This window comes from Rhizobium sp. SG_E_25_P2 (assembly GCF_029892285.1).
Lineage (GTDB): Bacteria > Pseudomonadota > Alphaproteobacteria > Rhizobiales > Rhizobiaceae > Rhizobium_E.
The window spans coordinates 114,725-133,643 of sequence record NZ_JARXVM010000007.1 but is presented as its reverse complement, the minus strand read 5'-3'; the positions used below and the strand labels follow the sequence as shown (position 1 = coordinate 133,643).

At 60.7% G+C, this 18,919-nt stretch carries 21 protein-coding genes; 11 read left to right on the top strand and 10 right to left on the bottom strand.

All coding sequences use genetic code 11. The annotated features are described in order from the left end of the window. Positions 1–48 precede the first annotated feature (48 nt). The 3 genes from M2360_RS11990 to M2360_RS11980 are packed head-to-tail and all read left to right on the top strand — an operon-like array spanning position 49 to position 2,533. The gene (locus M2360_RS11990) at positions 49–672 is read left to right on the top strand and encodes a DUF1285 domain-containing protein (protein WP_280775367.1); all 624 of its coding nucleotides are present in this window, start codon (positions 49–51) and stop codon (positions 670–672) included. Beyond that, positions 669–1,292: a CoA pyrophosphatase gene (locus tag M2360_RS11985; protein WP_280775366.1), complete on the top strand. Its 624-nt coding sequence runs from the start codon at positions 669–671 to the stop codon at positions 1,290–1,292. Before M2360_RS11990 ends, M2360_RS11985 begins: the two co-directional genes overlap by 4 nt. Next, positions 1,289–2,533, top strand: coding sequence for a CCA tRNA nucleotidyltransferase (locus tag M2360_RS11980; RefSeq protein WP_280775365.1), 1,245 nt, complete (start codon positions 1,289–1,291; stop codon positions 2,531–2,533). The genes M2360_RS11985 and M2360_RS11980 overlap by 4 nt, the downstream gene beginning before the upstream one ends. 26 nt (positions 2,534–2,559) lie before the next feature. Here the strand turns inward: M2360_RS11980 and M2360_RS11975 are convergent, their stop codons facing one another. Both M2360_RS11975 and hemF read right to left on the bottom strand, forming a co-directional pair. After that, positions 2,560–2,784 (bottom strand): hypothetical protein, encoded by a 225-nt coding sequence (locus tag M2360_RS11975; RefSeq protein WP_280775364.1) that lies wholly within the window; start codon positions 2,782–2,784, stop codon positions 2,560–2,562. Between the two features lie 102 nt (positions 2,785–2,886). Continuing rightward, a complete protein-coding gene (gene hemF / locus M2360_RS11970; protein WP_280775468.1) occupies positions 2,887–3,798 on the bottom strand; it encodes an oxygen-dependent coproporphyrinogen oxidase in 912 nt (303 codons plus the stop codon). A gap of 317 nt (positions 3,799–4,115) precedes the next feature. Between hemF and M2360_RS11965 the strand changes: the two genes are divergently transcribed. Continuing rightward, positions 4,116–6,053 (top strand): bifunctional diguanylate cyclase/phosphodiesterase, encoded by a 1,938-nt coding sequence (locus tag M2360_RS11965; protein ID WP_280775363.1) that lies wholly within the window; start codon positions 4,116–4,118, stop codon positions 6,051–6,053. Between the two features lie 80 nt (positions 6,054–6,133). Here M2360_RS11965 and M2360_RS11960 read toward each other — a convergent pair whose 3' ends face one another. Next, a complete protein-coding gene (locus M2360_RS11960) occupies positions 6,134–7,003 on the bottom strand; it encodes a hypothetical protein (RefSeq protein WP_280775362.1) in 870 nt (289 codons plus the stop codon). Between the two features lie 74 nt (positions 7,004–7,077). Beyond that, positions 7,078–7,545 carry a tRNA (cytidine(34)-2'-O)-methyltransferase gene (locus M2360_RS11955; protein ID WP_280775361.1) on the bottom strand — a complete coding sequence of 156 codons (468 nt, stop codon included), beginning with the start codon at positions 7,543–7,545 and terminating at the stop codon, positions 7,078–7,080. A gap of 345 nt (positions 7,546–7,890) precedes the next feature. Between M2360_RS11955 and M2360_RS11950 the strand changes: the two genes are divergently transcribed. Then, positions 7,891–9,744, top strand: a complete 1,854-nt coding sequence (locus tag M2360_RS11950; protein ID WP_280775360.1) for an ABC transporter ATP-binding protein — start codon at positions 7,891–7,893, stop codon at positions 9,742–9,744. Positions 9,745–9,783: 39 nt separating this feature from the next. On the opposite strand, the gene M2360_RS11945 is transcribed toward M2360_RS11950, so the two are convergent. Then, positions 9,784–9,996, bottom strand: a complete 213-nt coding sequence (locus tag M2360_RS11945; RefSeq protein ID WP_280775359.1) for a hypothetical protein — start codon at positions 9,994–9,996, stop codon at positions 9,784–9,786. Positions 9,997–10,132: 136 nt separating this feature from the next. Between M2360_RS11945 and M2360_RS11940 the strand changes: the two genes are divergently transcribed. Then, positions 10,133–11,989 carry an ABC transporter ATP-binding protein gene (locus M2360_RS11940; RefSeq protein ID WP_280775358.1) on the top strand — a complete coding sequence of 619 codons (1,857 nt, stop codon included), beginning with the start codon at positions 10,133–10,135 and terminating at the stop codon, positions 11,987–11,989. A 6-nt stretch (positions 11,990–11,995) separates the two neighbouring features. On the opposite strand, the gene M2360_RS11935 is transcribed toward M2360_RS11940, so the two are convergent. Continuing rightward, a complete protein-coding gene (locus M2360_RS11935) occupies positions 11,996–12,802 on the bottom strand; it encodes an endonuclease/exonuclease/phosphatase family protein (protein WP_280775357.1) in 807 nt (268 codons plus the stop codon). A 428-nt stretch (positions 12,803–13,230) separates the two neighbouring features. On the opposite strand from M2360_RS11935, the gene petA reads away from it, so the two are divergent. The 5 genes from petA (at position 13,231) to M2360_RS11910 (ending at position 17,323) form a co-directional block, all read left to right on the top strand. Continuing rightward, positions 13,231–13,809 carry a ubiquinol-cytochrome c reductase iron-sulfur subunit gene (petA, locus tag M2360_RS11930; protein ID WP_280775356.1) on the top strand — a complete coding sequence of 193 codons (579 nt, stop codon included), beginning with the start codon at positions 13,231–13,233 and terminating at the stop codon, positions 13,807–13,809. A 15-nt stretch (positions 13,810–13,824) separates the two neighbouring features. Then, a complete protein-coding gene (locus M2360_RS11925) occupies positions 13,825–15,084 on the top strand; it encodes a cytochrome b N-terminal domain-containing protein (RefSeq protein WP_280775355.1) in 1,260 nt (419 codons plus the stop codon). Between the two features lie 17 nt (positions 15,085–15,101). Further along, entirely contained in the window at positions 15,102–15,977 is an 876-nt protein-coding gene (locus tag M2360_RS11920; protein WP_280775354.1) for a cytochrome c1, read from the top strand. A 122-nt stretch (positions 15,978–16,099) separates the two neighbouring features. Further along, positions 16,100–16,642, top strand: coding sequence for an adenine phosphoribosyltransferase (locus M2360_RS11915; RefSeq protein WP_280775353.1), 543 nt, complete (start codon positions 16,100–16,102; stop codon positions 16,640–16,642). A gap of 36 nt (positions 16,643–16,678) precedes the next feature. Beyond that, on the top strand, positions 16,679–17,323 hold the full coding sequence (locus M2360_RS11910; RefSeq protein WP_280775352.1) for a ThuA domain-containing protein: 645 nt from the start codon (positions 16,679–16,681) through the stop codon (positions 17,321–17,323). 18 nt (positions 17,324–17,341) lie between these two features. Here the strand turns inward: M2360_RS11910 and M2360_RS11905 are convergent, their stop codons facing one another. The 4 genes from M2360_RS11905 to M2360_RS11890 are packed head-to-tail and all read right to left on the bottom strand — an operon-like array spanning position 17,342 to position 18,892. Continuing rightward, positions 17,342–17,644, bottom strand: a complete 303-nt coding sequence (locus M2360_RS11905) for a hypothetical protein (RefSeq protein ID WP_280775351.1) — start codon at positions 17,642–17,644, stop codon at positions 17,342–17,344. Beyond that, the gene (locus tag M2360_RS11900; RefSeq protein ID WP_280775350.1) at positions 17,637–17,909 is read right to left on the bottom strand and encodes a hypothetical protein; all 273 of its coding nucleotides are present in this window, start codon (positions 17,907–17,909) and stop codon (positions 17,637–17,639) included. The genes M2360_RS11905 and M2360_RS11900 overlap by 8 nt, the downstream gene beginning before the upstream one ends. Positions 17,910–17,966: 57 nt before the next feature. Next, entirely contained in the window at positions 17,967–18,431 is a 465-nt protein-coding gene (locus tag M2360_RS11895) for a MaoC/PaaZ C-terminal domain-containing protein (RefSeq protein WP_280775349.1), read from the bottom strand. Continuing rightward, positions 18,428–18,892 (bottom strand): MaoC family dehydratase, encoded by a 465-nt coding sequence (locus tag M2360_RS11890; protein ID WP_280775348.1) that lies wholly within the window; start codon positions 18,890–18,892, stop codon positions 18,428–18,430. Before M2360_RS11890 ends, M2360_RS11895 begins: the two co-directional genes overlap by 4 nt. Between the last annotated feature and the right edge of the window lie 27 nt (positions 18,893–18,919).

Sequence of the window (18,919 nt, the reverse complement as noted above, 5' to 3'; positions counted from 1 at the left end):
AAGCTTTCAAGATTGCGTTAGCAATGGATGATCAATGAGGATGGAATGATGGCGGTCGGAGACATCAGCGCACAGAACAACGCCGGCGATCTCGCCGCGTTGATCGCCCGCGCATCAGCCGATTCCCAGGCCGAAGGGCGGTCGCTGCCGCCGGTTGAGCGCTGGAATCCGCCTTTCTGCGGCGATATCGACATGGAAATCCGCGCCGATGGGACTTGGTTCTACATGGGCACGCCGATCGGGCGGGCACCGCTGGTCCGGTTGTTTTCCACAGTTCTGCGCAAGGACGAGGATGGCAAAACCTATCTCGTGACGCCGGTGGAAAAAGTCGGCATCCGGCTGGAGGATGCGCATTTTCTCGCAGTCGAAATGGCGGTGGAGGGCGAGGGCGACGACCGCGTCCTGTCCTTCCGCACCAATGTCGGCGACGTCGTGGTCGCCGGTCCCGATCATCCCTTTCGGTTCGACGTGGTCGGCGAGCAGCGCCAGCTCAAGCCCTATCTCCATATGCGGGGACGGCTAGAGGCGCTGTTGGCGCGGCCGGTGATGTATCAGCTGGTGGAACTCGGCGACGTCGTTGAAATCGACGGAAAAGAGATGTTCGCCGTTCGCTCCGGCGGCGTTTGGTTCCCGATCATGCCGGCGGATGAACTTGAGAGATTGTCGGCATGAGCGGCGATTTCTCCGCCAACGCATTTCGCGCCCGCGCCGAACGGCATCTGGCGGCCGGTCCCGGCGACTTTCTCGGCTATGGCGATTATCGTCTCAATCCCGGCGCGGAGATGGGGCTCGCCAATCTGGAGCTCAAGGATGCGGCGGTGCTGGTGCCCATCGTGGACGAGGGCGATGATGCGCGGGTGATCCTCACCAAGCGCACGGCCGCATTGCGCAAGCATTCGGGCCAGATCGCCTTTCCCGGCGGCAAGCTGGAGCCCGAGGAAAGCGCAGAGAATGCGGCTATTCGGGAGGCGGAGGAAGAAATCGGCTTGGCGCGGCACTTCGTCGAAGTGATCGGCCATTTGCCGCCGATCCCGGTTCTCTCGGGGTTTCGCATCACGCCGGTGCTGGCGATCGTCAAGCCCGGTTTTCAACTGTCGCCCAATCCCGGCGAGGTCGAGAGTGTATTCGAGGCGCCCTTGTCTTTCCTGATGAATCCCGACAATCACGCCCAGGAGACGGCGCTGTTTCGCAATCAGCAGCGCCATTACTACGTCATGCCCTATGGCGAATGGCGCATCTGGGGCATTACGGCCGGCATTCTCCGGTCGCTTTACGAAAGGTTTTACGAATGACCTCTGTGGCAGGCGAGACCTGGTTTCGAGATCCTGCGCTGGCGCGCGTCTTTGCGCTGCTGAACGGCGAGGGCGGCGAAGCGCGTGTCGTTGGCGGCGCGGTGCGCAACAGCCTGATGGGCCTGCCCGTGAGCGACATGGACATTGCCACGACGCTGAAGCCGGAAGAGGTGATGGCGCGCGCGGAGACGGCCGGCGTCAAATGCGTGCCGACCGGTATCAAGCATGGCACGGTGACGCTGGTGCTGGACGGCAGGCCCTTCGAGGTGACCACGTTGCGCCGCGACGTCTCGACCGACGGTCGCCACGCCGAAGTCGCCTTCACCGATGACTGGCGCGCCGACGCCGAGCGACGCGACCTGACGGTGAACGCGCTTTACGCCGACGCCGAAGGTAAGGTGCATGATTATGTCGGAGGTCTTGCCGATATCGATAGCGCCACGATCCGCTTTATTGGCGATGCTGCCACTCGGATCGAGGAGGATCATCTGCGCATCCTCCGCTTCTTCCGCTTCTTTGCCCATTACGGTCGCGGCAGGCCCGACGCCGCTGGCCTCAAGGCCTGCGCCGCGGCGCGGTCGCGTCTGGGGGCGCTCTCGGCGGAACGGGTCTGGGCGGAAATCAAGAAGCTGCTGTCAGCGCGCGATCCGGGCCGGGCGCTGCTGTGGATGCGCACGGCGGGTGTGCTCACCGATATTCTGCCGGAGACGGAGAAATGGGGCATCGACTCTATTCATGGCCTCATCGCCGCGGAGGCGTCCTATGGCTGGAGCCCGGATCCTTTGCTCCGGCTCGCGGCGATCATTCCCCCTGTTGACACACGCGTCGAGGCGATGGCCGATCGTTTGAAAATGTCGGGGGCGGAGCGCGCGGCGCTGTTGTCCTGGGCGTCAACGCCGGAGGTCAAACCGGACATGTCGGACAAAGATATGCGGCTGGCTCTCTACAAGGCAGGCAAGGCCGGAATGATGGCGCGCATCAAGCTGGCGCTCGCCAGTCAGGTGTCAAAGGGCGAGGATGATCTCGACGCGCTCGGTCGCCGCGGCGGGCTCAAGCGTCTGCTTGATCTGGCGGAGATCTGGGAAAAGCCGGTCATGCCCGTCAAGGGCGGCGATTTGATCGAAAAGGGATTTGCTCCCGGCGCAGATATGGGAGCGGCGCTGAAGCGCATGGAAGATCGCTGGATGGCCTCGGATTTCAAGGCTGGCAAAGAAGAACTTCTGTCCGCGCCGCCGCTCTGACTCTGACGGCGCGGCGCGAAGTCGCTTCAGCGCATATAATCGGGCAATGCCCAGGCCTGGAAGCAATCCGAACCCTTCGGCGCTGCGGCCTGTTTCTTCAGGCCGGCAAGGCGATTGTCGTTGCCGGCTTCAGCGATCGCTTCCGCGTGCTGGTTTTCGTAATAGAAGATCTGTTCGATCATCGAGCGCGTCTTGGGATCGCGCACGGTCTCCAGTTTCGCCTCGCCAGCCGTCTTGTCATTCGTCGTCATGACGCTCCTCCTCAGGTCAATCGGCTAATGCAACGACTCATAGCATGATTTTGTTCCAATTGCATGAAGTGAATTGTATCACGCGCGTTCAAAATCCCGGCATTACGGCCAGCGGACCACGGGCGGCAGCGAGGACAGGATGGATTCGACATTGCCGCCTGTTTTCAACCCAAAGGTGGTGCCTCGGTCGTATAACAGGTTGAATTCGACATAGCGGCCGCGCCGGATCAATTGCTCGTCGCGGTCTTGCTCCGTCCAGGGCTGATTGAAGTTCGCCCTGACGATCTTCGGATAGACCAGGCCAAACGCCCGGCCGACATCGCGGGTGAGCGCAAAGTCGGCTTCCCAACCCCCTGCGTCCTCTTCCGAATGCTGCCAGTCGTAGAATATCCCGCCGATGCCGCGTGATTCGTTGCGGTGCTTGAGGAAGAAATAATCGTCGCACCAGGCCTTGAACCGCGGGTAATCGGCCACCGCGTGGCGGGAACAGGCGATTTCCATGGTGCGATGAAAGATCTGCGCGTCGGGGTCGGTCTGGTCGCGCCGAGCGCCCAGCATGGGGGTAAGGTCCGCGCCGCCGCCGAACCACCAGGAATTGGTCACCACCATGCGCGTGTTCATATGCACGGTCGGCACATGCGGATTGACGGGATGGGCGATCAGGGAAATACCCGACGCCCAGAAACGCGGATCTTCGCTTGCGCCGGGAATCTGCTGGCGGAATTCAGGCGAAAACTCGCCGTGAACAGTCGACGTGTGAATGGCGGCCTTTTCGAAGACCCGGCCTTCGAGCATCGACATGACGCCGCCGCCGCCAGCGCCGTCTTCCCGGAGCCAAGCCTTGCGCTCAAAACGGCCTGATGGTTGATCGGACAGCGGCCCCTGCAATTCATCCTCCAGCGCCTCGAAAGTTTGGCAGAGATGATCGCGCAGGCTCTCGAACCAGGCGCGCGCCGCGTCCTTCTTGTCCTCGATATCGGCGGGCAGGCCCGCAGGCAGGGTGGGTCGTTCCATCGCCATGCGCTTTCTTGCAGTTTTTGTTGATTCGCCACACTGCTCCGAAATGCTGAAGAGAAAATCAACCATGCGTGAAAAAATCTGACACGGGGTATTTATTTCAAGTCGCTTTAATCCTTTGCTAGGACATCGGACCTTATCGATTTACTCAGGCTTAATTTTTACGCGCCAATGAATGGCGTTAAGCCGGAAAACTGTGCATGCGCGTAACCGGGAGTTGCATGGACGATTTGGCGGCGTTTGGAGAAATTCTCCCAAACGCATCTGGCGGGTTAGCGATGTGGTTTAGCGGTCAAAAAAAGCCATCCGGAGCTATGACAGGCTCCAAGTCTGCCGAAGGAAGCGGGCTGGCGATGGTGTTCACTGACGGACGCGACGTCATTCAGGCGCTTTCGCAATTCAATGCGAGACGCGTCAAGCAGATGATCGCGGCGATCAATCTTCTTATTGTCCTGTCGTTGATCAACAATCTCGTCTTTGGTCGGGGCGTGTGGCTCAGCGCCGCCGCAATGTCGGTCTTTGCGTTGCTTTGGATCGCGCGGATCTTTTTCGATCGCGATCGGCCGGCGATCGGTCAGTTCCTGTTCATCTGGACGATCTTCGCTTCGGTGACCGCGATCACCTGGCTCGGCGATGGGCTTCGCGATCAGGTCATTCTCGGCAATGTGACCGTGCTGGTCTTTGCCGCGATGCTCTCGACGCCGAAGCATTTCCTGATCCTCTATCTCGCCATCGTCGCCAATGCCGTGGCGTTGGGGCTGGCCAACGAATATCACTGGGTCGATTTCGGCCTTTTCCCGTTCGACTGGTCCAATGTCGGCGACGTATTGATGCTCTATTCGGTCACGGCGGTGACGATTTTCATGCTGGCGACAGACATGCGCCAACTGCTTGCGCGCTACAACGGCGAATATCGCAAGGCGAAAGCCTCGGAAAACGAGATCTACCGTCTCGCCAATCACGATGCGCTGACCGGCCTTCCGAACTTGTTCAGCGCCCAGAAAAAATACCGCGACGACCACATCCGCACGCCGAACGCGCCGGCGGCGCTGTTCCTGATCGGTCTCGACAATTTCAAGGCGGTCAACGATTCGCTCGGGCATGTGTTCGGCGACCTCGTGCTCAAGACCATCGCCGACCGTCTGCAGAAAATCGCGGGCGAGGACTGCATCGTCTTCCGCGTCGCCGGCGACGTGTTCGGCGTTCTGACCAGCCGTCCGTCGAATCCGGAGGAGATCCTGGCGACCGCTGAGCGGATCAGCGGCAAGATCAGCGAACCCCTCGGCGCCGGGCATCAATATATCATGCTCACATGCTCGATCGGCGCCGCGCAGGGGTCGAGCGCCGATCCCGATTTCGAGACATTGCGCCGCGAGGCCGACATCGCGCTCTATCGCGCCAAGGGCGCGGGCCGCAACGCCTTCAAACTGTTCGACGAGAGCATGAACAGCCAAGCCATCGCCTCGATCAGCATGGCCGCCAAATTGAAGACGGCGATCGAGAAGCGCGAGTTCCAGATTTATCTCCAGCCGAAAGTCGAGTTGGACACCGGTCGGATCAAGGGAGCCGAAGCCCTGCTGCGTTGGTTCCCGGAAGGCGAACCGCCCGTGCGCCCCGACGATTTCATTCCGGTCGCCGAAAACACCGGCATGATCGTCGAGATCGGCGAATGGGTGATTCAGCAGGCCTGTATGGAATGCAAGCGCATCCAGACACTGGGACTGGCGGACTTCGCCATCGCCGTCAATGTTTCCGCCGTGCAGTTCAAGCGGGGCAATCTCGAACATGTCGTGCTCGACGCGCTCTATGTCAGCGATCTATCGCCGCAATGCCTGGAACTGGAACTGACCGAATCCATGCTTCTGGAGGATGAATACGATATTCGCGGCCAGATCAGCCGTCTCGCGGCGAAAGGGGTTAAGTTCTCGGTCGACGATTTCGGCAAGGGCTATTCCAACCTCGGCAATCTCAGTCGCTTCGAAGTGTCCACGCTCAAGATTGATCAGTCCTTCGTGTTCGGCATGTTCGACAATCCGCAAAGCGCGGCCTTGGTCGAAGCGATCGTGCGCATGGCCAAGGCGCTTGGCCTGAACATCGTCGCCGAAGGCGTCGAGACACAGCGCGCCGCCAATATGCTGGGATTGCACGGCGTCGATTACGCCCAGGGTTATTTCTGGTCTCGGCCGATCGACGTTGAAGCCTTCATCGCCTATGCGGTCCCCGATGGCGTCGCCAAAGCCAGCCGGGCTTAAGGGCAGCCCGATCTTCGACGCGCTCGTCAGACGGCGCTTCATTCTTGGAGGGTCGTCGAGGATGCGGGAAAAAGCAGGCCTCAACCCGCTAGGAGCCGCTTCAAGCCGCTGCTATCGCCATTCATGATGTTGAGGGCTTGCGCGCGCAAGGCGTCGCGGGTGACCGACGCCAGTAGCGTATCAATTTCCGCGCTGATCGCGGTTGATTGGCCGGTGGCGCTCGTTTGCTCACTCGGTTTTTCGCTCGGCGCTCGCGCCTGATCGAGGCGAGCGCCGGCCTTGGCGAGATCGGCGGTGATCGAGGACAGTGCGGCGCGCATGTCTTTCAGATCCTCCCCACTCGACTCGCTGGAAATCGCGATTTCGCGCGACAGGTCCTGCCCGAAGGCGGCGTCGTCCGACAGAAGGTGAAAACCGCCGCGTTCCTGCTCTTCCGATGCGCCATAGGGGCGCGTCAGGATGCCGTCGGCGGCGTCTCCAGAACTGATCAGCACGACGGGCGAGATGCCCGCCGGGTCTTCCTCGTCGCCGGTCGGGCGCGGCAGCATCTTCTCCTGCGGATCCTGGCCGAAATCGAGTGTCAGCCAGTTCATCCCGTCCCGCTGCGCGTCCTCGACCTCGGCGCGAACGCGCTCCTTCAGCAGGCCGACATCTACGGCCAGTTCGTCGCGGCGTTCCGGGTCGTTGATCGCGGCGTTGACCTTGCCGAGAATGGCTGACACCGACTGCTGGACCTTGCGAAGACCGATATCGGCGGCGTCCAATCCGGCGGAAACCATGTCGGTTTCATCTGGCGCTGCGTCGAAAAGCGGAACCTCGTCAGTCGGAACGAATGCCTCGGGCGATTGGCTCGCATCCATTTGCGGTTTCGCGACCGGCGGCTCATCGATTGGCGACGGTCGTTGCTTGATCCAGAACGGAATCACAGGGGCCAGCAGATTGGGTTTCATGGATTTGTTCTCTGTTTGTGAGAACAATAAGGAAACCGTCTCGCTATTCCGTGAAAATAAGTAGTAAATAAAATTCAAATACGACCAAAACCAATTTGTCTCAATGCTTCTCCAGCGATCATCGCCGCAGACATCGCGACATTGATCGAGCGGCGGCCCTCGATCATCGGGATCAGGATGCGAGCGTCGGCCTTGTCATGGACATGATCGGGAACACCAGCGCTTTCGCGACCGAACAGCAGGATGTCGCCATCGGCGAAGGCGAATCCGGTATAGGGCTGCGCCGCCTTGGTGGAGGCCAGGACTAGCCTGCGGTCTTGTCCAGCCCGCCAGGCTTCGAAATGCGCCCAGTCGATATGGCGGTTCAGGCTGGCGGCTTCGAGGTAATCGAGACCGGCGCGGCGCAGATTGCGGTCGGATGTATCGAAGCCGGCTGGCTCGATGAGTTCCACGGTCAAGCCGAGACAGGCCGCGAGCCGGAGAATGGTTCCGGTGTTTCCGGCGATATCGGGTTGATAGAGCGCGATCGACAGACCCGTCATGATGCGTCCATCCTCCTTGTGTCATTGGGTGGCGGGACGGGTAGCGCCTCTGTGCCCAAATGGCAACATTTGGCTTCCTGAACACGCGTCGCTTCAAAAACCGCAAGGCCGGGGCTGGCGAAGCCTTGGATTTACGGCTAGTGAAGGCGACGTTTCAACGCGGTAAGGGAGGACGCTATGGATAACATCGCTGTGGTCGGCGTTCTCATTGCGTGGCGCGCGCGTCGCCGCTGATTTACCTCCCGCGCATTTCCTGAGATCTGCAATTTGTTTCGCCGCCGGCGCCCGCGCGCCTCAAGTCTTCAGTGTTTCTGAAGCGCGGCAGCCTCCAATGGAGACATTGTCATGTTCGCCTGGTTCGAATCCCGCGTGAATCCTTATCCGGTCGAGGAGCCCTCGACGCCGCCTTCGACACTTTACGCTTTCATCCTGCATTATTCACGTCCGGTTCAGGGCTGGCTGATCCTGATGGCGGTCGTCACCGCCGCGATCGGCGTCGGCGAAGTGATGTTGTTCAATTTCCTTGGCCAGATCGTCGATTGGCTAGCGAAGTCGGATCCCAAGACGTTTTTCGCCGACGAGGGAGACAGGTTGCTCGCCATGGGCGCCTTTGCGCTTATCGTCCTGCCGGCGTTGGTCGTGTTCCAGTCGCTGATCGTGCACCAGGTGCTGCTCGGCAATTATCCGATGATCGGCCGCTGGCAGATGCATCGCTACCTGCTGCGCCAGAGCATGACCTTCTTCGCCAATGAATTCGCCGGCCGCGTCGCCACCAAAGTCATGCAGACCTCGCTCGCCGTGCGCGAAGTGGCGATGAAGGTGTTGGACGTCTTCGTCTATGTGCTGAGCTATTTCATCTCGATGTTCGCCGTGGTCGGCATGGCCGACTGGCGGCTGATGGCGCCGCTGGCGCTCTGGGTCATCTGCTATGCAGGCTTGCTCACCTATTTCGTGCCGCGTCTGCGGAAGATCTCGGAGAAGCAGGCCGACGCCCGCTCGATGATGACCGGCCGCATCGTCGACAGCTATACGAACATCGCCACGGTAAAATTGTTTTCGCATGCTGGACGCGAAGAGGCCTACGCCAAGCGCGGCATGGACGAGTTCCTGCAGACCGTGCATGGCCAGATGCGTTATGTCACCACCTTCCATGCGCTGGTGCACACCAACAACGCGGTTCTCGGCGTGCTCACCACGGCGATGTCGATCTGGTTCTGGTCGAACGGCTCGATCGAACTGGGGGTGATCGCGGTCGCGATCTCGCTGGCGCTGCGCATCAATGGCATGTCGCAATGGATCATGTGGGAAGTGTCCGCTCTGTTCGAGAATATCGGCACCGTTTATGACGGCATGGGAATGTTGTCGAAAAAGCAGGACATTCTCGACAAGCCCGATGCGCCGGCGCTTTCGGCAAGCCAAGGCGGTATCGATTTCGACGGTATCCGCTTCCATTACGGCAAGGACAAGGGCGTGATCCAGGACATCACGCTGGCGATCAAGCCGGGCGAGAAGGTCGGTCTGGTCGGCCGCTCCGGCGCCGGCAAGACCACGCTGATGAACCTGCTATTGCGCTTCTACGATCTCGAAGGCGGCCAGATCCGCGTCGATGGGCAGAATATCGCCGATGTGACGCAGGACAGCCTGCGCGCCAAGATCGGCGTGGTGACGCAGGACACCTCGCTCCTGCACCGCTCGGTGCGAGACAACATCGCCTATGGATTGCCCGGCGCCAGCGACGCCGACATTATCCAGGCGGCCAAGCGGGCCAATGCCTGGGAGTTCATCGAGACGCTTGTCGATCCCCAGGGTCGCAAGGGGCTCGACGCTCAAGTCGGCGAACGTGGCGTGAAACTGTCCGGCGGCCAGCGTCAGCGCGTCGCCATCGCCCGCGTCTTCCTGAAGGACGCGCCGATCCTGATCCTCGACGAGGCGACATCGGCGCTTGACTCCGAGGTCGAGGCGGCAATCCAGGAAAATCTGTTTGCGCTGATGGAAGGCAAAACCGTGATCGCCATTGCGCACCGCCTATCGACGCTGACCGAGATGGACCGTCTGGTGGTGCTCGATAAGGGCGCGATCCGCGAGGAGGGCGCGCATGGCGATCTCGTCGCTCAAGGCGGCATCTATGCCGATCTCTGGCGTCGCCAGTCGGGCGGCTTCCTCGCCGATGATCGCGATGCGGAAGCCGCCGCGGAGTAATCCTCGGTCTAGCTTTTCATTCCGCCGCCTCGGACCCCGTCAGGTCCGGGGCGGCTTTCTGTTCTGCGGGGGTGACCGTGAGGCGGTTATGGACGCCAACCGGTTCTTGCCGGCGGCGCGTTCGACAATCCCGATGGCGTGCGCGATGTAACTGGGATCTCCCGTCTCGAAGGCGTCATTCAGGAAGTAGGTTCTCGCCTCGGTGCAATCGAGCAATTCGGTCGGGTCGAAGGCCGTGAGTTTTTCCGCCATGTCAGAACTCCGCCGCCTGAGCATCGTCGTTCGGGTTGTGATTTAGCCATGATGCGTCATTGGGCCATGGCGTCAAGTTCGGCGTATCAAGAGATCTGACCCTTGTTCCGCCATTAAAAGTCTTTATAGCCCCATCATGATCTTTCGCTCCATTTCCCGGCTGTTCGAAGGCTGGATTGATCCGTTTCGTCCGCGCGCCAGCTATCGGCCGCCTGAAAAAGCGCTGGCTTTCGTCTGGCATTTCGTCTCCCAGGCCAAAGGCGCGTTCCTCGCCATGCTCGCGCTCGGCGGCGTGGTGGCGATGCTGGAGGCCGGGCTGTTCTGGTTTACCGGCCGGCTCGTCGACATTCTCGATGGCGCAAATCCCGCCAATGGCTGGGCAGGGCTGCTCGGCAGCCACGGCGTCGATCTGATCGGCATGGCTTTCATCGTGTTGGTCGTGCGCTTCCTCGCCATTGCGCTGGGCGCATTGGTCGAGGAACAGACGGTCGTGCCGGGCTTCTTCAACCTTGTGCGCTGGCAGGCGCATGCGCAGGTGTCGCGCCAGTCGCTGAGCTTCTTTCACAACGAGTTTTCCGGACGCGTGGTCAGCAAGGTCTGGTCGGCGGGCCAAGCCACCGGCGATCTCATGGTGTCGCTTCTGCAGGTCGTCTGGTTCATGCTGGTCTACACGCTGACGACGCTGACGCTGATTTCAAGCCTCGATCTTCGCCTGGGCGGCATCGTCGCGGCCTGGATCGTCGTCTTTGGCCTGCTCGCCCGCTATTTCGTGCCGCGCGTGCGCAAGCATGCCCGGGAGACGGCGGAAATGTCCTCGATGATCAACGGTCGACTGACCGACAGCTACGCCAATATCCAAACACTGAAACTTTTCAGCCGCGAGGAGGACAATGACCGCTTCATCCGCGATGGCTTCGAGCAATTTCGGCAGACGCTGATCCGCTTCACGCGCCATCTCACCGGCATCCGCGCCTCGCTGGCTTTTCTTTCGGGCGTGATGATCACCGTGATCGGAGCGATGGCGATCGAACTCTGGATGCGCGGCGAGATCTCTACGGGATCGGTGGCCTTCACTCTCGGCCTCGTGCTCAGGATGAATATGCTGCTCGGACGGATGATGGGGCAGTTCAACGCGGTGATGCGCAATATCGGCACGATCCAGAACTCCGCCGACATGCTGGCCGCGCCGATCGCTCTCACCGACAAGCCCGGCGCGCCCGAACTGGCGATGCGCCAGCCCTCGATCCGTTTCGAGGATGTCCGCTTCCATTATGGCCGCGACGCCGGGGTGATCGAAGGTCTCACGCTTGAGGTCAGGGCAGGGGAGCGGCTGGGCATTGTCGGCCGCTCCGGCGCGGGAAAATCGACGCTCGTCAATCTGCTTTTGCGTTTCTACGACGTAGAAGGTGGACGCATCCTGATTTCCGATCAGGATATCCGTGATGTGACCCAAGAGAGTTTAAGACGCCATATCGGCATGGTCACGCAGGATACGGCGCTGCTCAACCGCTCCATCCGCGACAATATCCTGTTCGGGCGCGCGGATGCGTCGGGTGAGGCGATGGCCCGCGCCGCCGCCGAGGCCGAGGCGGACGGCTTCATCGCCGATCTTGTCGATTTCAAGGGACGCAAGGGCTATGACGCGCATGTCGGCGAACGTGGCGTCAAATTGTCTGGCGGCCAGCGCCAGCGGGTGGCGATTGCCCGGATGCTGCTCAAGGATGCGCCGATCCTGGTCTTCGACGAGCCGACCTCCGCGCTCGATTCCGAGGTGGAGGCGGCGATTCAGCAGAATCTGGAGCGCCAGATGCAGGGCAAGACAGTGCTGGTCATCGCCCACCGTCTTTCCACCATCGCGCATCTCGATCGTCTGGTGGTCATCGACGGCGGGCGGATCGTGGAAGAGGGCGCGCATGAGGCGCTCATCGCCCAAGGCGGCATCTATGCCGATCTCTGGGCCCGGCAATCCGGCGGCTTCATTGCGCCGGAATGATGCGCCTCAATCCTCCCAGACGATCTCGCTGATCAGCCCGTAATGGTTTGAGCCGATAGTATCTGGAATACGCGCCAGCGAGCCGATCTTGACCTGTCCGCGCGCGAACACGTGGTCGATCGCCATGCCGATCTGTGGAAAGCCGACGGGCCAGGTGTTCGGCTCCATCTGCGCAGTCCGTAGGCCGGTCCTGCGCAGGAAGGCGCGGATATCCGTCAGCAGGATCGAGGCGTTGAAATCGCCGGCGAGCACCATGGCGCCAGGGTAGGCGTCGAGGCGGCGCGCCACCTGGGTCAGTTCGATCTCATGAAAGTTGTCGAAGTAGGGCTTGGTGAGGTGGACATTGGCGAAATTGACCACGCGGCCGTCGAAGTCGATGCTGGCCAGCATCAGCCGGTCGCGATAGATCGGACTTGCAGTGAAAACCTCGCCGCGCAGGAAAGGCCGCTTGGACCAGAGCGACTGATCGCAGGTGATCGTCTGGGCGCCGCAGCCGAGGCGATAGGGATAGACGGATTTGATGCGGTCGATCTCCGGGCCGATCGGCGCCGATTCCTGGATGAAGACTACATCGGCGCCCGAGGCGATGATGTAATCGGCGATCCGCGGTCCGCCGGGACCATTGTTCCCCATGATATTGAAAGAGAGGAAACGCAAAAGCGGCTTGGCGTTTTCCGTCCGAACCGGCTCCTGCCTGAATTCGAACAGCATGAAGAGACCATGTCCGCCGATCGCCACGGCGAGTGTCATCATCAGTGCCGGAGCAAAGTTGCGATGCAACAGAAACGCGGCGCCCGCGATCAAAAAAGCCAAGATCGCCGCTTGGACTTGAAAACTAGAAATTGTAAAGAAGAGCCATGAATTCGAAACATATCTGCCAGTTAACGCGATCAGCAGCAGCGCCGAAAGCGTGCTTAAAATGGTCGAAATCGTCTTCATGTTCTAAGCTCGAATTTTTTGCGCTGCAGCGCGCTACCATCTGGGAATGTCGGGCGCAATTGTGTTTCGTCAAACCCCGATGCGGATAAAATCTCAATTCGCGCATATTGCGGCGGCGAAGCGGGGAAATGGGCCGCCACGCCGCGACAATCTGCCCCCATCCCATTGCCAACCCTAGACTTAATCTGCAATCAAGCATAGAACGCAATTTGAAAGTTGGGGAATCTAAGGCCGTTGTCGGTCGTCGGAGAACTTTCATCTAATCTGGTTTAAATCGACTCTGCGCAAAGGATGGGAAAGCCGTGAGCGGACACGAGACGACAAGCGGGGATGCAGGCGGGCCGACCCGCCGCGATTTTCTTTACCTCACGACGGGCATGGCGGGCGCGGTTGGCGCAGTCGCTGTCGCCTGGCCTTTCATCGATCAGATGCGCCCTGATGCGTCTACTCTGGCTCTCGCCTCCATCGAAGTGGATGTCGGCGCGCTTGAGCCGGGCATGTCGCTGACGGCGAAGTGGCGCGGCAAGCCGATCTTCATCCGCAACCGCACGCCGGAAGAAGTCGAGGCCGCCAACAAGGTGGCGTTGACCGAGCTCAAGGACCCCGTGGCGCGAAACGGCAACCTGCCGCCGGACGCCCAGGCGACCGATCTCGATCGCTCGGCTGGCAAGGGCAAGGAAAACTGGATCGTGATGATTGGCTCCTGCACCCATCTCGGCTGTGTGCCGCTCGGCCAGGCCGGCGATTTCGGCGGATGGTTCTGTCCCTGCCACGGCTCGCATTACGATACAGCGGGCCGTATCCGGAAAGGTCCGGCGCCGCAAAATCTTGCGATCCCGACCTTCTCGTTTGCTTCCGACACTGTGATCAAGATCGGCTAAGGGGGACTGCGGATCATGAGCGCTGAACACCATTCGACCTACGAGCCGCGTACGGCTCTGTCCAAATTCATCGACTCGCGGCTGCCTTTGCCGCGCCTGATGTATGACTCTTTCGTGGCCTATCCGGTGCCGCGCAACCTGAACTTCGCCTACACTTTCGGCGCCATGCTGTCGGTGATGCTGATCGTGCAGATCCTGACGGGCGTCGTGCTCGCCATGCATTACGCGGCCGAGACGACGGTGGCTTTTTCCTCCGTCGAAAAAATCATGCGCGACGTCAATCACGGCTGGCTGCTGCGCTACATGCACGCCAACGGCGCGTCATTCTTCTTCATCGCGGTCTATCTCCACATCGCCCGCGGTCTCTATTACGGTTCCTACAAGGCGCCGCGCGAAATCCTCTGGATCCTCGGCGTGATCATTTATCTGTTGATGATGGCGGCGGGCTTCATGGGGTATGTGCTGCCCTGGGGTCAGATGTCCTTCTGGGGCGCGACGGTCATCACCGGCTTCTTCTCGGCCTTCCCCTTCGTGGGCGAATGGATCCAGCAGTTCCTGCTCGGCGGCTTTGCGGTGGACAATCCCACGCTCAACCGCTTCTTCGCGCTGCATTATCTGCTGCCCTTCATGATCGCCGGCGTCGTCGTGCTGCATGTCTGGGCCCTGCATGTGACCGGTCAGACCAATCCGACCGGGGTGGAAGTCAAGTCCAAGACGGACACCGTGCCGTTTACGCCCTACGCCACGCTGAAGGACGCCTTCTTCGTTGTGCTGTTCCTGCTGGTCTATGCCTGGTTCGTGTTCTACCAGCCGAACTTCCTTGGCCATCCGGACAACTATGTCGAAGCCAATCCGCTGAAGACGCCGGCGCATATCGTGCCTGAATGGTATTACCTGCCATTCTACGCCATGCTGCGCGCCATCACCTTCAATGTCGGCCCGATCGACTCCAAACTCGGCGGCGTGCTGGTGATGTTCGGTTCGATCATCATCCTGTTCTTCCTGCCCTGGCTCGACACGTCGAAGGTTCGGTCCGCGGTCTATCGTCCCTGGTACAAGACCTTCTTCTGGATCTTCGTGGTCAATGCGATCATGCTCGGCTGGCTGGGCTCCCGCCCTGCCGAAGGCCTCTATGTGATCATGTCACAGGTCGGCACCGCCTACTATTTCGGCTTCTTCCTTGTCATCATGCCGCTGCTCGGCCTGTTCGAGACGCCGCGTCGCATACCGAATTCGATCACGGAAGCCGTGCTCGAAAAGACCGCCAAGGCCTGATGGGAAGGACGAGAACCATGAAGACTGTGTTTAAATCCCTCCTTGCCGCCGCCGTGATCGCGGGAGCCGCCTTCGGCGTCGCCTCGGCTGCGGAAGAGCATGACCTCAAGGCGCAGCTGGAGCACGCCATCGCTGGCGGTCACTTCCCGGTGCTGAAGCCTGAACTGGAAGACTGGACCTTCGCCGGCTTCTTCGGCAAATATGACAAGGGCCAGCTGCAGCGCGGCCTGAAGGTCTATAAGGAAGTCTGTTCGGCCTGCCACTCGATGAAGCGCGTGGCCTTCCGAAACCTTCAGGATCTCGGCTACACCGAGGCGCAGGTGAAGGCGTTCGCCGCCGAATATGAAGTGCAGGACGGCCCCAACGCCGATGGTGAAATGTACGCCCGCAAGGCGGTGCCGTCGGATTACTTCCCGTCGCCCTTCGCCAATGACGAGGCCGCCGCCGCAGCCAATGGCGGCGCGGCTCCGCCGGATTTCTCGCTGCTCGCCAAGGCGCGCGGCGTGGAGCGCGGCTTTCCGCAATTCGTCTTCGACATGTTCTGGCCCTATCAGGAAGGCGGTCCGGATTATATCCACGCCCTTTTGACCGGGTATCAGGAACCGCCAGCTGGCGTCGAAGTGGCGGAAGGAACGCATTTCAATCCGCACTTCGTGTCGGGCATCGCGCTCAAAATGGCGCAGCCGATCTCCGACGATCAGGTGACCTATGACGATGGCTCGCCGCAGACGCTGGATCAATACGCCCGCGACGTTTCCGCTTTCATGATGTGGGCTGCAGAGCCCAAGCTGGAAGAGCGCAAGCGCACCGGCTTCATGGTCATGATCTTCCTGGCGGCGTTGCTCGGCCTGGTCTATCTCACCAAGAAATCGGTCTACGCCAACAAGCACTGACCGGCTTGGTATGAAAAGATGAGGAAGGCGGCTCCCGGGCCGCCTTTTTTGCTGGCGTCGGGGGCTGTCATTGCTATGGTCCCAGCGCCCAAGCTCTCGCTCGCAATGGACAGACCTTCACGATGACAAGCCTTCAGGACGACCTCGTTTCCGCCATCCGTAACATTCCGGACTATCCCAAGCCCGGCGTCATGTTCCGCGATATCACCACGCTGCTCGGCAATCCGCGCGCATTCCGCCGCGCCATTGACGAGTTGGTGCATCCCTATGCGGGCACGAAAATCGACAAGATCGCCGGCATCGAGGCGCGCGGCTTCATTCTCGGCGGCGCCATCGCCCATCAGCTCTCGGCCGGCTTCATTCCGATCCGCAAGAAGGGCAAACTGCCGCATGACACCGTGCGGATCGCCTATAGCCTGGAATATGGCGTGGACGAGATGGAGATGCATCGCGACGCCGTTCAGCCGGGAGAGAAAGTGATCCTGATCGACGATCTCATCGCCACCGGCGGAACTGCCGAAGGCGCTGTCAAGTTGTTGCGCCAGATGGGCGCGGAAATCGTCGCGGCCTGCTTCGTCATCGACCTGCCGGAACTCGGCGGCCGCAAGAAGCTTGAGGATCTCGGCGTCACCGTGCGCACGCTGATCAGCTTCGACGGCCACTGAGGCCTATCAAGACGCCGCTTTGGGAGGAGCGCAATAATGAGCAAAACGGCACTGATCTTCTGGGGCGGCTGGGATGGACACACCCCACGAGACAGCGCCGAACGCGTGGCGGCGCTGCTTTCGTCGCATGGCGTCGATGTGACTGTCGGCGAGGGCACGAAGACGCTTGTCGAGCATGACCTCACAGAGTTTGACCTGATCGTGCCGATGGTCACCATGTCGACGATCGAAAAGGACGAGGTTGCCGGGCTTCTGCGCGCCGTCAAGGGCGGCGTGGGCCTCGCCGGCTTCCACGGCACGATGGGCGACAGTTTTCGCAACGAGGTCGAGTATCAGTTCATGGTCGGCGGCCAATGGGTCGCCCATCCCGGCAACATCATCGACTACCGTGTCACCGTGACCAAGCCGGATGACCCGATCATGGCGGGCGTCAGTGATTTCCCCTATCGATCCGAGCAGTATTACATGCATGTCGACCCCTCCAACGAGGTGCTGGCGACGACTCGGTTTACGGGCGAGTATCTCGATTTCATCGACGGCGTGGAGATGCCTGTCGTCTGGAAAAAGCGCTTCGGCCAGGGCCGCGTGTTCTATTCCTCGCTCGGCCATCAGGCGAGCGAATTCGACGTTCCGGAAATGCGGACGATCTTTGAACGCGGCGCGCTCTGGGCGATGCGATGAGGGGCAGGCGGTCACGCGCTATGGATGCGGCGTAATTGCAACTATTGTAATTTGCGCCTTATTGGGGCCGTAGAACCAGAAGATCCTGTAGGCGCCTGGCGTATTGTTTTCGGCATAGGCCTCGAACACATCCTCGCCGTTGGGCCCTGACAGCGACGTGAATTTGTGGGTGTTCAGGCCCGGATGTCTCGGATTTGACTGCAGATAGGCCATCGCTTTGCCGGCCGCCTTCCACCTTTTGTTGAGTGAAGGATCAGTTTTCAGCGTTTCGATCGCCCGGAGGGCTTCATCGGTGAGAAAAAGAGCAAAGCCATCACTCATCGACCTCTTCCAGGAATGAGGAGAAGTCCGGCGCCTTGGTCAATCTTCCCGCCTTTGCGTCTGCGAGGCCGCGTTCGATCTGTGCCATGGCAGTCGGGTTTTTGCGCAACCAGGCCTCATGCGGGGGAATGGCGGGGTCTGGCTGCAGCAGCAGGCTTCCGTCAGCGCGCTTGCTGACCTTGTAGCTGCTGACGCCAGCGGCAAGTGCGCCAAGGACGACACGCCCATCGGCGTCCGGCTTTACCGTGATCGCTTTCCTCGCCATGATCTCCGTTCTCCGCTCGTTTTTAATGTTGCACCGAGCGCCCTAGAATTCAAGGCGTCACACAAACTCCACTACCCGGCTGTCGAACCGCATTACCGTCTCGCTGTTCTGGTTGACGCCTTCGAAGCGAATTTCGCAGATCTCGTAGTCCGGCCGGTAGCCCGGCCCGTCGCCGAGGAAGGTCAGCGAGAAGGAAATGGTATCGCCGGCGAAGACCGGCTTCAGCCATTTGAGATCGCGGATGCCGGGGGAGGGGCCGAGCTTCGGCGGCTCCAGTCCCTCAGCCCGCAGGCGGACCGCTTCCTTCTGATGATGAGCGACGTTCAGCTTCATCGCGGCGGCGGCGACGTGCCAGCCCGAGGCGCAGAGGCCGCCGAACAGCGAGTCTTTCGCCGTTTCCGCGTCGAGATGAAAGAAATGCGGATCGTATTTCGAGGCGAAGGCGATGATCGTCTCGTCGTCGAAATGATAGGAGCCGATCGCGACCGGCTCGTTGAGGGGCATCAGATCGCGAACTCTCATGCAGCGGCTCCCGCGCGCATCCGGAACAGGCCGGGGTTCTCCATCGCCATCACCAGTTCGCCGCGCTGGTTTCTGACTTCGTGGCGCAGCTTGACCAGACCGATGCCGGGGCGGGATTTCAGCGGCCGCGTTTCCAGCACCTCGGCGACGCCTGTCAGCGTGTCGCCCGCCAAAACAGGCTTGCGCCATTCGACGAAGTCGACGCCGGGCGAGCCTTCGCTGGAGGAAAAATGCAGGAGATTGTCGTAGTAGAGGCGCATGAACATGGCGCAGCTATGCCAGCCGGAGGCCGAGAGACCGCCGAGAATGCTGGCCTCGCCGGCTTCCACGGAGAGGTGAAACGGTTGCGGATCGAACTCCTGTGCGAATTCGACGATCTCGTCGGCCGTCACCGTCTTCGAGCCGAGATCGAAGCGCCGACCCGGCGTCATGTCCTCCCACCAGTAAGCGATTTCGCTCATGATCCTTGCTTTTGCCTCCTGAAACGT